Raw genomic sequence first — 13,252 nt, 5'->3', positions numbered from 1 at the left:
GGCCCCCGGGTTCGCCGGGCGCCAGTGCGGCTCACCTGTGGCCCGTCGGTCGCACAGGGTGGGTGCGGCCCGGTCGGGGACAGGCGTGACAGGTGCCCCGGCGAGCGTCCCTGCAAAAGGCACGTTACCCAGTGCTCCACATTTCTGTGAAACCCCTCCTGACCTGCGTTTTTACTCGGATTTCCAAGTAAATCGGCGAAGTGGGGAAGTTTTACTGGTCACAGCCTCGCAGGGGGCCGGAACAACGGCACGTTATCCCGGCCACCCCGGGCACGGGAAGAGCTGGTGTGTTTGACTGAGCGCGTGCGCGAAGACGGACAAATACGAGTATTCCTCCTCGACGACCATGAGGTCGTCCGTCGGGGTGTGCACGATCTGCTGGCGGGCGAGGCCGACATCGAGGTCGTCGGCGAGGCCGGCACGGCCGCCGACGCGCTCGCCCGTGTCCCCGCCACCCGCCCGGACGTCGCGGTGCTCGACGTCCGCCTCCCCGACGGCAGCGGCGTCGAGGTGTGCCGCGAGATCCGCTCCCGCGACGAGTCCGTCCGGTGCCTGATGCTCACGTCCTTCGCCGACGACGAGGCCCTCTTCGACGCGATCATGGCGGGTGCCTCCGGTTACGTCCTCAAGGACATCCGGGGCGCCGAGCTGCTGTCCGCCGTGCGGGACGTCGCCGCCGGGAAGTCGCTGATCGACCCGGCGGCCACCGCGCGGGTGCTGGAACGGCTGCGCGACGGAGGCACCAGGGGCGACGACCGGCTCGCCCGCCTGACCGAGCAGGAGCGCCGCATCCTGGAGCTGATCGGCGAGGGGCTCACCAACCGGGCGATCGGCGAACGGCTGCACCTGGCCGAGAAGACGATCAAGAACTACGTGTCGAGCCTGCTGTCCAAACTCGGCATGCAGCGGCGGTCCCAGGCGGCCGCCTTCGTGGCCCGTCTGCAGGCGGAGAACCGCTGACGCCGCCCGGCCGCGTGCGCGCGGCGGGCGGACGGCCGTGAGACCACCCGCACGGAACCCGGAACGCCTGGAACGCGACGGCGCGCGTGGCCCCTGGGTCGGGGACGCACGCGCGCCGGTCGGGACGTGAGGCCGGTCAGCCGGTCACGGGGTCCAAAGCGCCGCCGGTCGTACCGCCGGTCGGCTCACCACCACCCGTCGGCTCACCGCCGCCGGTCGGCTCACCACCGTCCGTCGGCTCACCGCCGTCCGTCGGTTCACCGTCGTCCGTCGGCGTGGACGGCTCCGTCTGCCCGTCCGTCGGGTCGCCGGTCGGGTCCTGCGAGGCGGTCTCCGACGGCGTGTAGGGCTGGTCCCAGTCCCCGCCGGTGCCGCCACCGCCGTTGTGGTCCTCGCCCGTGTCCGGGTCGGTGGACTCCTCGGTCGCCTCGTCGCTCGGCGACTCGCTGGCCCGGTCGTCCTCGGTGCTCTGCGAGACGGTCGGCGTCGGCGTGGTCTTCGTACCGCCGCCCCCGCCGCCGCCCCCGTCGCCGTTCAGGGCGAGCGCGACGCCCGCGACGACGGCGACCACCGCGAGGAAGGCCAGGATCCACAGCTTGCCCCGGCCGCTGCCCTTGTTGCCGTGGCCCTCGAAGCCACCGTCGTCCCCGCCGCCGTAGCCGCCCGGCAGGATCGGCTGGGGGATCTGCGTGGTGCCCGAGCCGTGGTCGGGGTGCGGCATCACCGTCGTGCCCGCCATCCCGGCCGCCGGGGTGTGCCGGCCGTCGTGCATGCCGACCGGGCCGGTGTTCCAGGTGCCGGTGTGGCCACCCTGCTCGTAGAGCATCTGCAGCCCGTACTGGACCAGGCCGCGCATCTCCTCGGCGGTCTGGAAGCGGTCGTCGGGCTCCTTGGCCAGCGAGCGCATCACCAGGCCGTCCAGCTCCGGCGGGACCGCGTCGGAGACCTCGGACGGGGGCGTCGGGATGTCCTGGACGTGCTGGTAGACCACCGACAGCGGGGTCTCGCCGGTGAACGGCGGGCGCAGCGCGAGGAGTTCGTACAGCAGGCAGCCCGTCGCGTACAGGTCGGAGCGGTGGTCGACGGCCTTGCCGAGCGCCTGCTCCGGGGAGAGGTACTGCGGGGTGCCCATGACCATGCCGGTCTGCGTCATCGTCGTGGACGCGCCGTGCAGGGCGCGGGCGATGCCGAAGTCCATCACCTTCACCGCACCGTTGTGCGTGATGATGACGTTGGCCGGCTTGATGTCGCGGTGCACGATGCCGTGCTGGTGCGAGTAGGCGAGCGCCTCCAGGACGCCCGAGACGATGATCAGCGCCTGCTCGGGGCCGGGCGCCTCGGCGTTGAGGAGGAGGTCGCGGATGGTGCGGCCCTCGACGATCTCCATCACGATGTAGGGCACGGACTGGCCGCCGACGAAGTCCTCGCCTGAGTCGTACACGGCCACGATGGCATGGTGGTTGAGCCCGGCCACCGACTGCGCCTCGCGCGTGAAGCGCGCCTTGGAGACCGGGTCCTCTGCGAGGTCGGCGCGCAGCAGCTTGACCGCCACGGTGCGGCCGAGACGGACGTCCTCGGCCGCGAACACCTCGGCCATGCCGCCCCGCCCGAGTCTGCGGGTCAGCCGGTACCGGCCGTCGCCGACCAGGCCGCCGTTGCCCCAGGTCTCCGGTGCGTCAGACATACCGCCGCCAGTAGCCTCGGGTTCGGACGGGCCCTGGGCGCGCTGCTGCTGTGCCATCAGTCCTCGCCGTCGTTTCTGCCCGCGGTGCGCGCGGTGTTGTTACGGTCTCCGTCGGCCACGCTACAGCCTCCGCGCAAGCCTCCGGTCCGAGATGGGCGCCGGGACCGGCATCGAGACGGACCGGTCATGAAACCCTGGTTCCGTACTGTCGTGCAAATTCTGTGTACCGGCCGTACGCCCGCTGTAACGCTTGCGCGACGCTTCTTTCGCGTACGGTCACGGAACGGGCACCGCGCTTGACGTGTCACTGCCCTGGGGCAGACTTGGCCGGGAATAGCACTTTGGATCAACATGCGCTCGCGCCGCTGCCGCCGGCGCCTACGGGGGAAGCAGAGACATGAGCCAGGACGCCGGACAGGGCCGGTACGCGGGGCGTGCACTCGCCGGCGGCCGCTACCAGCTGCGCGACTTGCTCGGCGAGGGCGGCATGGCCTCGGTGCACCTGGCCTACGACTCGGTGCTGGACCGCCAGGTCGCGATCAAGACGCTGCACACCGAGCTGGGCCGGGAGCAGGCCTTCCGCGAGCGTTTCCGCCGCGAGGCCCAGGCCGTGGCCAAGCTCACGCACACCAACATCGTCTCGGTCTTCGACACCGGCGAGGACGACCTTGGCGGCGCGACGATGCCGTACATCGTCATGGAGTACGTCGAGGGCCGGCCGCTCGGCTCGGTGCTCGACGAGGACGTCCGCCAGTTCGGCGCGATGCCCGCCGACAAGGCCCTGAAGATCACCGCGGACGTGCTGGCGGCGCTGGAGATCAGCCACGAGATGGGCCTGGTCCACCGGGACATCAAGCCGGGCAACGTGATGATGACCAAGCGCGGCGTGGTCAAGGTGATGGACTTCGGCATCGCCCGCGCCATGCAGTCCGGGGTCACGTCGATGACGCAGACCGGCATGGTCGTCGGCACCCCGCAGTACCTCTCACCGGAGCAGGCCCTCGGCCGCGGCGTGGACGCCCGCTCCGACCTGTACTCGGTCGGCATCATGCTGTTCCAGCTGGTCACCGGTCGGTTGCCGTTCGACGCCGACTCGCCGCTGGCCATCGCCTACGCGCACGTGCAGGAGGAGCCGGTCGCTCCTTCGGCGGTCAACCGCGCCCTGCCGCCGGCCGTGGACGCGCTGGTGGCCCGTGCTCTGAAGAAGAACCCCAACGAGCGCTTCCCCAGCGCCGAGGCCATGCGCGACGAGTGCCTGCGGGTGGCGGCCTCCTTCCAGGCCGCGCCGCCGAGCATCGTGCCGGGTGCGCACACGCCGAGCGGCTCGGGAGTCGGCTCCGCGGTGTTCCCGCCGGTCGACCAGGCAGGCCAGGCGCCCGCGGGCCACGTCCAGACCCCGTACCAGCCGACGCCCGCGCCGCACCCGTACGGCACCCCGGCGCCGGCGGCGCCCTCCCCGGCGTACGGCTATCCGCAGCAGGGCGGCTACCCGACGCCGGCCGCGTCGGCGTACGCGCCGCAGCAGGGGACGCACACTCCGCCGCCGTACACCCTCACGCCCCAGTCCCAGGGCTCCGGGGCCTCGGGCGGCGGCAAGAGCAACAAGCTGGTGATCATAGGCTCGGCGGTGGTAGCCGTCCTCGCGGTGGGCGGTCTGGTCGCGGCGCTGCTGATGAACGGCGGCGACGATCCCGAGGCCGGGGGCGGCGGGAGCAGCGCCAGCGCCTCCGCGTCCGGGGCCAAGCCGGAGGGCTACCGCGGGCCGGACACGTCGAAGACGATCGAGACGGACGAGTGCACGGAGCCTGACGAGTCGTACAACGACCCCAACAAGGTGCAGATCCCCGACTTCACCTTCAAGTACATCGGCTCGGTCAAGGAGTGCTTCCAGGCGGCCGGCTGGACGATGAAGATCGTCGAGGTCGACGAGAACACGTACGGCGAGGGTTCGGTCAGGGAGCAGTTCCCCGCGGCCGGCACGGACATCGACCCGAAGAACCCGCCGGAGATCCAGCTCAAGGTGTCGACGGGCAATCCCCCGACGTCCTGACCCCACGCGCACGGCGAAGGGCCCGGCAGCCGGTGCTGCCGGGCCCTTCGCCGACTCGGTGTCCCGGCCGGCTCACAGATAGGGGCCGCCCGAGCGGGGGCCCGGGTGGGGCTCCTCGCCGTCGTGGCCCGCGCCGGGCGGGAGGGCACGGCGCATCTGCTCCAGCTGCGCCCGTGCGGCCATCTGCTGGGCGAACAGCGTGGTCTGGATCCCGTGGAACAGGCCCTCCAGCCAGCCGACCAGCTGGGCCTGGGCGATGCGCAGTTCCGCGTCGGTGGGCGTCACGTCGTCCGTGAAGGGCAGGGAGAGGCGCTCCAGCTCCTCCACCAGCTCCGGGGCGAGGCCGTCCTCGAGTTCCTTCACCGAACTGGCGTGGATCTCCTTGAGCCGGGCCCGGCTCGCCTCGTCCAGGGGAGCGACGCGCACCTCCTCCAGCAGCTGCTTGATCATGCTGCCGATCCTCATGACCTTCGCAGGCTGCTCCACCTGCTCCGTCACCGGGATCTCACGGGGCTCACCGTCCCCGTCACCGCCCCCGCTCAGCGCCATTCCGTCCTGGCCGACGACCAGGATCTGGGGATTGTCCGGCGACCTGTCGTTCCTCGGCATCTCCATACCGCCATTCTCTCGCACCCGCGTGCCGCATCCGTGTGGTGCCCCCGGAGAAGCGTGATCCACCGCGTACGGCGGAGTCCGGAATGCCGGAAGAACGGGTAGGTGTGAGGCTTGTTCCGTCGATTTTTCGGCGCGTCGGTGTCGGCACCCCCCGATCCGGCGCCGTCGGTGTCGGCAACGGCTCGTTCTGGCGACTCACCGGGAGGGGGTCACCGACGTGACTCCATGGCTGCGCACCGTGCGTGCGACGGGGCTGGCGGGGGTTCTGGGGGCGGGCGTACTGATGTCGCCGTGCGCGGCGGGGCCGGCCCAGGGCGCCGGGCTCACGGCGCCGGAGACCCTGAGGTCGGGGCCCGCGGTGTCGGGGGCCAGGGCTTCTGGGCCCTTGCTGTCCGGGGCGCGGGTTTCACGGCCCGCGGTGTCGGGGGCCGCGGTCTCACGGCCCGCGGTGTCGGGAGCCGCGGTCTCACGGCCCGCGGTGTCGGGAGCCGGGACGTACCGGCCCGGCGTATCGGGGCCCGTGGTGTCGGGGGCGCTGGTGTCTCCGTCCGCCGGAGGGCGTGTGCCCGCCGCGGGGGCGGTGGGGTCGGGACCGGGTGGGCCCGGTGATCCCGACCGTCCCGGTCTTGCCGAGCACCTGGAGCGCCCGGCCGGCCCCGGCCGCTCCGGCGGTCCGGGGCGTCCGGACGGCCCCGGGACGCGTCCCTCGTCCGCCGCCTCCGCGACCGCCCACGCGTCCCGCACGGAGGGCGGCCGTCCGCCGTCCGGTCACGCCTCCGACGCCGGCCGCGGGTCCAGGACGTCCGCGCCCTCGAAACCGGCTCCGTCCGCCTCCGCTCCCGACGGCGAGCCCTCCCGGGCGGGCAGCAGGGCGGGCGAGGGCCGTCAGCGGCCGGGGCGGCCGGAGGCGGAAAGGGAGAGGGCGGAGAAGGCGGAGAAGGCGGAGCAGAACGGCACGCTGGGCCGCGGCGACCGGGAGGGCGTCGGCATCCGGGTCCTCCCCGACCGCGCCGGCAGTCCGGCCGCCGTCGTCCCGCCCGGGACGACCGCCCCGCCGGCCACGACGGCCGCGCCGCGGCCTGAAGCGACGTCCGCCGCGCGGACCGAGGGGGCCGCCGGACCGGTGCTGAAGGTCCTGCCCCTGGGCAGCGGGCTGGTCCTCGTCGGCCTCGGGCTGGCCCTGGCCTTCGTCGGCCTCCGCCTGCGCCGGGGCGGAGCGTAGGGCGGGACGCGGCCCCGCCCCGGCTACGGCGCCGCGAGCAGCAGCACCTTGCCGATGTGACCGCTCTCCTCCACGACCCGGTGCGCGGCGGACGCCTCGCTCATCGGGAGTTCGCGGTCGACGATCGGACGGACGTGGCCCCCGGCGAGCAGCGGCCAGACGTGCTCGCGCACGGCCGCGACGATGGACGCCTTCTCCGCCGGCGGGCGGGCCCGCAGCGAGGTCGCGCTGACGGCGGCGCGCTTGGCGAGGAGCGTGCCGATGTTCAGCTCGCCCTTCCGGCCGCCCTGCATGCCGATGATCGCGAGCCGCCCGTTCACGGCCAGGGCCTGGACGTTGCGGTCCAGGTACTTGGCGCCCATGTTGTCCAGGATGACGTCGGCGCCCGCCCCGCCGGTGGCCTCCTTCACCTCGGCGACGAAGTCCTGCTCCCGGTAGTTGATCAGGATGTCGGCACCCAGCTCGGCGCACCGCTCCAGCTTCTCCTTGGTGCCCGCCGTCACGGCGACCTTCGCACCGACGGCCTTGCCGAGCTGGATCGCCATGGTGCCGATGCCGCTGGAGCCGCCGTGCACGAGCAGCGTCTCACCGGGACGGAGGTGGGCGACCATGAAGACGTTCGACCAGACCGTGCAGACCACCTCGGGCAGGGCCGCCGCCTGCTCGAGGCCGACGCCCTCGGGCACCGGCAGCAGCTGGCCGGCCGGGACGGCCACCTTCTCGGCGTAACCGCCGCCGGCGAGCAGCGCGCACACCTCGTCGCCGACGGACCAGCCCGACACCCCCGGACCGAGTGCGGCGATGCGCCCGGAGCACTCCAGGCCGGGGTAGGGGGAAGCGCCGGGCGGGGGGTCGTAGAAGCCCTGGCGCTGCATGATGTCGGCCCGGTTGACGGCGCCTGCCGTCACCTCGACCAGGACCTCGCCCTCGCCGGGCACCGGGTCGGGGACCTCGGTCCAGACCAGCGCCTCGGGGCCTCCGGGTTCGGAAATCGTGATCGCATGCATGAGGGCGACGCTACTCCTCGGTCCCCGGCCGGGCCCCTCGGCCCGCGTCCGCAGCCGGGCCTCGTCCGGCTCCGGACCCGCCCGCCGGAAAAGCCCGTGCGGAACCGATGAGTTTGCGCGACGGTAAAGGTCTTCCCATGCGTAGCCCAAGAGCGCGGAAGGGACCACCACGTATGAGTACGCACACGTCGGGCCTGGCGATCGAGACCGCGGGCCTGGTGAAGACGTTCGGCGAGACCCGGGCCGTGGACGGGGTGGACCTCGCGGTGCCCGCCGGCACGGTGTACGGCGTCCTCGGCCCCAACGGCGCCGGCAAGACCACCACGGTGAAGATGCTCGCCACCCTGCTGCGGCCCGACGGCGGCCAGGCCCACGTCTTCGGTCACGACGTGGTACGCGAGGCCGACGAGGTGCGCGGCCGGGTCAGCCTCACCGGTCAGTACGCCTCCGTGGACGAGGACCTCACCGGCACCGAGAACATGGTCCTGCTGGGCCGGCTCCTCGGGCACGGCAAGAAGGCCGCGCGGGAGCGGGGCGACCGGCTGCTGGAGGCCTTCGGGCTCACGGACGCCGCCGCCAGGCAGGTCAAGCACTACTCCGGCGGCATGCGGCGCCGGATCGACATCGCCGCGTCCATCCTCAACACCCCCGACCTGCTCTTCCTGGACGAGCCGACGACCGGGCTCGACCCGCGCAGCCGCAACCAGGTGTGGGACATCGTCCGCGCGGTCGTCGCCCAGGGCACCACCGTGCTGCTGACCACGCAGTACCTGGACGAGGCCGATCAGCTGGCCGCGCGGATCGCCGTCATCGACAAGGGGCGGGTGATCGCCGAGGGCACCAAGGGTGAACTGAAGGCCTCCGTCGGCGCGGGTTCCGTCCACGTGCGGCTGCGGGACGCCGGCCGGCGGCCCCAGGCCGAGCGGGTGCTGCGCGACCTGCTGTCCGCCGAGGTGCAGCGGGAAGCCGATCCGCTGGCCCTGACCGCCCGCCTCGGCGCGGAGACCGGCGACACGGCGGCCGGCCAGGCCGCGAAGGCGCTGGGCGAGCTGGCCCGGAACGGCATCACGGTGGACAACTTCTCCCTCGGCCAGCCCAGTCTCGACGAGGTCTTCCTGGCGCTCACCGGACACGACACCGGCCACAGCGGCCGCACCGCCGACGACACGAAGGACGAGGTGGCGGCATGAGCACGGCCACGAGAACCGAGAACGGCAAGGACCTCGCCCCCGTGAGCGCCGAGTCCCTGGCGACGCTGCTCGTCGCCAGGGAGCGCCCGCCGCGGCCCGGTTCCCTGTCGACGTCCCTGACCTTCGGCTGGCGCGCGATCCTCAAGATCAAGCACGTGCCCGAGCAGCTCTTCGACGTCACCGCCTTCCCGATCATGAACCTGCTGATGTTCACGTACCTCTTCGGCGGTGCGCTGGCGGGTTCGCCGAGTGACTACATCCAGTTCGTGCTGCCGGGCATCCTGGTGATGTCGGTCGTGATGATCACGATGTACACCGGGGTCTCGGTGAACATCGACATCGAGAAAGGCGTCTTCGACCGCTTCCGCTCGCTGCCGATCTGGCGGCCGTCGGCGATGGTCGGCTATCTGCTCGGCGACGCGCTGCGCTACACGATCGCGTCGGTCGTCATGCTGGCCGTGGGCCTGCTCCTCGGCTACCGGCCGGACGGAGGCTTCGTCGGCGTGGTCGCCGGGGTGGCGCTGCTGCTGGTGTTCTCGTTCGCCTTCTCGTGGATCTGGACGATGTTCGGCCTGATGCTGCGGACCGAGAAGTCCGTGATGAGCGTCAGCATGATGGTGATCTTCCCGCTCACCTTCCTGTCCAACGTCTTCGTGGACCCGAGGACCATGCCGGGCTGGCTCCAGGCGTTCGTCAACAACAGCCCCATCACGCATCTCGCCTCCGCCGTGCGGGAGCTGATGGCAGGTGAGTGGCCGGGCGGCGAGATCGGCTGGACCCTGGGCTGGGCGGCGCTGTTCCTGCTCGTCTTCGGGCCGGTCACCATGCGGCTGTACAACCGCAAGTAGCCGGGGCCCGGGCCCCGCGGGCCGACCCGGGGCACGCGGTGGTCCCGTCGGCCGGCAGCGGGCTTCCGTCAGTCGCGGGGCAGCGGGCGGACGTCCGGGGCCACCTGCGTGCCCGGCGTCGCCCGCACGATGGTGATCAGACGGTCCGTCAACTCCAGACCGCCGACGGCCGGGTCGTCGTACCCGAGCACCCGGTGCCCGCGCAGAACGCTCACCACCAGGTCGTCCGTCTCGCGCGGGCGCTTGCCCACCTCCGCCTTTATGACGGGCCGTTCGACGAGGTCGAGTCCGCTGCCCTGGCTGATCAGGTCCTCCATCACCATGCCGGCGGCGGGGCTGAGCACGGAGAGCCCGAGCAGGCGGCCCGCGGCACTGGCACTGGTGATCACGGCGTCCGCACCGGACTGCTTGAGCAGCGGGGCGTTCTCCTCCTCCCGCACCGCGACCACGATCTTCGCGGCGCGGTTGAGCTGGCGGGCCGTCAGCGTCACCAGGACCGCGGTGTCGTCGCGCTGGGTGGCGATGATGATCTGCTTCGCCCGGTAGACCTCGGCCCGGTTCAGCACGTCGCTGCGCGTCGCGTCGCCGATCACTCCCGCGAACCCGTGGGCCGTCGCCGCGTCGATCGCCTTGCCGCTGGGGTCGACCACGACGACCTGCTCCTTGCGCAGGCCCGTGGCGCACACGGTCTCGATCGCCGACCGTCCCTTCGTGCCGAAACCGACGACGACGGTGTGATCGCGCAAGGTGGACCTCCAGCGGTTCAGGCGCCACTCCTCTCGAGTGCGCTCGGTGAGGGCTTCCAGCGTGGTGCCGACCAGGATGATCAGGAACAGCACGCGCAGGGGCGTGATGACGAAGATGTTGGTCAGCCGGGCGGCGTCGCTGACCGGGGTGATGTCGCCGTACCCGGTGGTGGAGAGGGTGACGGTGGCGTAGTAGAAGGCGTCGAGGAGGTCGACGGAACCGTCCGAGTTGTCGTTGTAACCGTCGTGATCGGCGTAGACGATCACCGCGGTCACCAGGAGCACCACCAGGGCCAGGGACAGCCGCTTGGCGACCTGCCTGATCGGGTGTTCCACCAGCTTCCTCGGGAGCTTCACCCGATGGGTCACGAGGTGCTCGTCCGCTTGGCGGGCGATCGCGTCCTGGCCCGGAAGTTTCACGTGAAACACACTCCGATTCCGCCGGCGGCCCAAGGAAGGTCGAGCAACTCGGTCTCCTCTCCCGGCCGCACCCCACCGGGCGGTACGACGGCCAGGGCGTCGGCCGCCGCGATGCCGCGCAGCATGGCCGGACCGTTGTAGTGCAGCGGCACGGCGCCCTCGCCGCGCAGCACGACGGGGACCAGCCGGGTGTCGTGCGGGTGCCCGTGCACGGCGTCCCGCAGCGGCAGGGTGTACGGCTCCGGCGCCGGGCGGGCCGCGAGGGTGCGCAGCAGCGGCTCGGCGAGCGTGATCAGGCCGGAGACGGCAGCGAGGGGGTTGCCGGGCAGGCCGACGAGGTGCCGCCCCTCCGCGATGCGGGCCAGCAGCATGGGGTGACCGGGACGCACCTTGACGCCGTCCACGAGGAGCTCGGCACCGATGCGTCGCAGCGTCGGGTGGACGTGGTCGACGGGGCCCGCGGCCGTGCCGCCGGTCGTCACGATCAGGTCGGCCCCGGACGTCGTCACGGCCCGGTGCAGGGCATCGGCGTCGTCACCGACCCGCCGGACCGCGCCGACCTCGGCACCCAGGGCCCGCAGCCACGGCGGCAGCATGGGGCCGAGGGCGTCCCGGATGAGGCCGGCGTGCGGCAGGCCCTCGGTGAGCAGCTCGTCGCCGAGGACCAGGACGTCGACGCGGGGGCGGGCAACGGTGGTCAGCGTGTCGTACCCGGCGGCCGCCGCGAGGCCCAGGACGGCCGGGGTCACGAGGGTGCCGACGGCCAGGAGCTGGTCGCCGCTGCGGCACTCCTGGCCGCGCGGCCGGATGTCCTGGCCGTGGACGACGTCGCGGGTGGGGTGCAGGCGGCCCCGTTCGTCGGTGCGGCCGTGCTCGCTGCGCAGGACCGCGGTGGTGTCCAGGGGGACGCGGGCGCCGGTGGCGATGCGGACGGCCTCGCCGTCGGTGAGGGGCGCGGGCTCGGCATGCCCGGCCAGGGCGCCTTCCTCGCGCACGGTCCAGGGCCCGGGGCCGGCGACCGCCCAGCCGTCCATCGCGGAGGTGTCGAAGGAGGGCAGGTCGGTGAGAGCGGTGAGGGGCGCGGCCAGGGTGAGGCCGAGCGCGGTGTCGAGCGGCACGGGGGCCGGGGTGCGGCGGCCCGCACGGGCGGCGGCCCGTCCGGCCCGCTCGGCGACCGACCGGGCCTCGGGCCACGGGGTCGCGCGGTGCCGGGGCTCCGCCGGGGTGCGCGGGCCGGAGCGGTCACCGGCGTGCGCGTCACCGCCGGGGCGCGCGGGTCCGCCGGGGCGGGGTGCGCGGTCCTGGTGCGGGTGGCAGCCGGGGTGGGCGTCATGCCCGGGGGACGCGTCATCGGCGGGCGCACGGTCGGCGGGTCCGGCGGAGGCGCGGTCGCCGCGTCCGCCGGAGGCGCGGTCGCCGGGCGGCGGGCCGGGGTTCTCCCGCACGAGGGCGAGCGCCTCCTCGACGTCGAGGTCCTCCGCCTCCTCGCCGGCCCGTGTGCCGGGGGAGGTCATCAGGCGTCCGGGCGGGCGTCGGGGGTGGCGTCGGGGGCCACGTCCGGCGTGTCCGTCGCGGAGCCGGCGGCCTCCTCCGCCCAGCGCCGGGCGAGCGCCGCGGCCTTGTGGACGGCCTCGGCGACGGCCTCACTGCCTCCCCCGGCCCGCGCGGCGGCGTAGCCGACGAGGAAGGTGGTCAGCGGAGCCGCGGGCCGGGCCACCCCGTGGGCGGCGTCCCGGGCGAGGTCGAGCAGGACGCGGGTGTCGACGTCCAGGTCGATGCCCAGCTCGTCCTTGGCTGCGGAGATCCATTCATCCAACACGTGCCCATGCTCCCTGATGCGTGCCCTGGCGGTGGCGATGTCGTCCCAGGTGTCGCAGTCGAACGAGGCGACGGCGTCGGGGACGCGGGTGAGGCGCAGACCGTCGGTCAGCCGGCGCAGCGGCAGCCCGGTGAGATCCGTCCGGCCGCCGGAGACCGCGGTGAGTCCGCGGCGCAGCGCCGACGCGCGGTACGCGGCGACGAGGGGCTGGTCACGGCCGTCGGCGTCGGTGAGCAGCACCCCGTCGGCGTCGCTCGCGGCGAGGGCGGCCGTCAGCCTCCCGACGGTCGGCCCGGCGAGGAACGGCAGGTCGGCCGAGACCACCACGACGTGCTCCGCCGTGGTGCGCCGCAGCCCGGCGGCGAGGGCGGCGAGGGGTCCGCCGCCGGGCGGTTCCTCGCGGGCCCAGGTCACCGGCCGCGCGGTGGGCCGGGGATCGGCGACGACCACGGTGGTGCGGGCCCCGGAGCAGGCGGCGAGCACCCGGTCGAGCAGGGCACGTCCGCCCACGCGCAGGCCGGGCTTGTCCGCGCCGCCCAGCCTGCGGGCGGCCCCGCCCGCGAGCACGACGGCGTCGTACACGGCAGGGGCCGTCCCCGGCGCGGGATCGGTGCCTGCGCCGGGCTCACCCGGGGGTTCGTACGCGGTCACCCCCCGAGTATGCGTGCCCGCGCGATCACAGGGAACGCGG

The 13,252-nt window shown here is 73.4% G+C and carries 11 protein-coding genes; 5 read left to right on the top strand and 6 right to left on the bottom strand.

Annotated elements, in window-relative coordinates; translation table 11 throughout:
- Positions 1–303 precede the first annotated feature (303 nt).
- Positions 304–960 (top strand): response regulator transcription factor, encoded by a 657-nt coding sequence (locus ACGF3H_RS12215; protein WP_362486366.1) that lies wholly within the window; start codon positions 304–306, stop codon positions 958–960.
- A gap of 136 nt (positions 961–1,096) precedes the next feature.
- Here ACGF3H_RS12215 and ACGF3H_RS12210 read toward each other — a convergent pair whose 3' ends face one another.
- A complete protein-coding gene (locus ACGF3H_RS12210) occupies positions 1,097–2,701 on the bottom strand; it encodes a protein kinase (protein ID WP_393816478.1) in 1,605 nt (534 codons plus the stop codon).
- A 340-nt stretch (positions 2,702–3,041) separates the two neighbouring features.
- Between ACGF3H_RS12210 and ACGF3H_RS12205 the strand changes: the two genes are divergently transcribed.
- Positions 3,042–4,694 (top strand): protein kinase, encoded by a 1,653-nt coding sequence (locus ACGF3H_RS12205; RefSeq protein WP_362486360.1) that lies wholly within the window; start codon positions 3,042–3,044, stop codon positions 4,692–4,694.
- Positions 4,695–4,766: 72 nt separating this feature from the next.
- Here ACGF3H_RS12205 and ACGF3H_RS12200 read toward each other — a convergent pair whose 3' ends face one another.
- Positions 4,767–5,309 carry a bacterial proteasome activator family protein gene (locus tag ACGF3H_RS12200; protein ID WP_362486357.1) on the bottom strand — a complete coding sequence of 181 codons (543 nt, stop codon included), beginning with the start codon at positions 5,307–5,309 and terminating at the stop codon, positions 4,767–4,769.
- Positions 5,310–5,871: 562 nt separating this feature from the next.
- Between ACGF3H_RS12200 and ACGF3H_RS12195 the strand changes: the two genes are divergently transcribed.
- Complete coding sequence (locus tag ACGF3H_RS12195; protein WP_362486354.1) at positions 5,872–6,531, top strand: hypothetical protein; 660 nt, start codon at positions 5,872–5,874, stop codon at positions 6,529–6,531.
- Between the two features lie 23 nt (positions 6,532–6,554).
- On the opposite strand, the gene ACGF3H_RS12190 is transcribed toward ACGF3H_RS12195, so the two are convergent.
- On the bottom strand, positions 6,555–7,538 hold the full coding sequence (locus ACGF3H_RS12190; RefSeq protein WP_362486351.1) for an NAD(P)H-quinone oxidoreductase: 984 nt from the start codon (positions 7,536–7,538) through the stop codon (positions 6,555–6,557).
- A 173-nt stretch (positions 7,539–7,711) separates the two neighbouring features.
- Here ACGF3H_RS12190 and ACGF3H_RS12185 point away from each other — a divergent pair, with 173 nt between their 5' ends.
- Both ACGF3H_RS12185 and ACGF3H_RS12180 read left to right on the top strand, forming a co-directional pair.
- Complete coding sequence (locus ACGF3H_RS12185; protein ID WP_362486349.1) at positions 7,712–8,728, top strand: ATP-binding cassette domain-containing protein; 1,017 nt, start codon at positions 7,712–7,714, stop codon at positions 8,726–8,728.
- Positions 8,725–9,576, top strand: coding sequence for an ABC transporter permease (locus ACGF3H_RS12180; RefSeq protein WP_362486345.1), 852 nt, complete (start codon positions 8,725–8,727; stop codon positions 9,574–9,576). The genes ACGF3H_RS12185 and ACGF3H_RS12180 overlap by 4 nt, the downstream gene beginning before the upstream one ends.
- A 68-nt stretch (positions 9,577–9,644) precedes the next feature.
- On the opposite strand, the gene ACGF3H_RS12175 is transcribed toward ACGF3H_RS12180, so the two are convergent.
- Genes ACGF3H_RS12175 through ACGF3H_RS12165 form a run of 3 tightly spaced genes read right to left on the bottom strand, consistent with a single transcriptional unit; the run spans position 9,645 to position 13,212 of the window.
- Positions 9,645–10,742 carry a potassium channel family protein gene (locus ACGF3H_RS12175; protein WP_362486342.1) on the bottom strand — a complete coding sequence of 366 codons (1,098 nt, stop codon included), beginning with the start codon at positions 10,740–10,742 and terminating at the stop codon, positions 9,645–9,647.
- Complete coding sequence (locus ACGF3H_RS12170; RefSeq protein ID WP_362486339.1) at positions 10,739–12,256, bottom strand: molybdopterin molybdotransferase MoeA; 1,518 nt, start codon at positions 12,254–12,256, stop codon at positions 10,739–10,741. Before ACGF3H_RS12170 ends, ACGF3H_RS12175 begins: the two co-directional genes overlap by 4 nt.
- Complete coding sequence (locus tag ACGF3H_RS12165) at positions 12,256–13,212, bottom strand: NTP transferase domain-containing protein (RefSeq protein ID WP_362486336.1); 957 nt, start codon at positions 13,210–13,212, stop codon at positions 12,256–12,258. Before ACGF3H_RS12165 ends, ACGF3H_RS12170 begins: the two co-directional genes overlap by 1 nt.
- Positions 13,213–13,252: the final 40 nt, after the last annotated feature.

It is taken from the genome of Streptomyces sp. NPDC048185, assembly GCF_043202495.1.
Lineage (GTDB): Bacteria > Actinomycetota > Actinomycetes > Streptomycetales > Streptomycetaceae > Streptomyces.
Note: the sequence above shows the minus strand (reverse complement) of the source record. Positions and strands in the feature narration are given on the sequence as shown.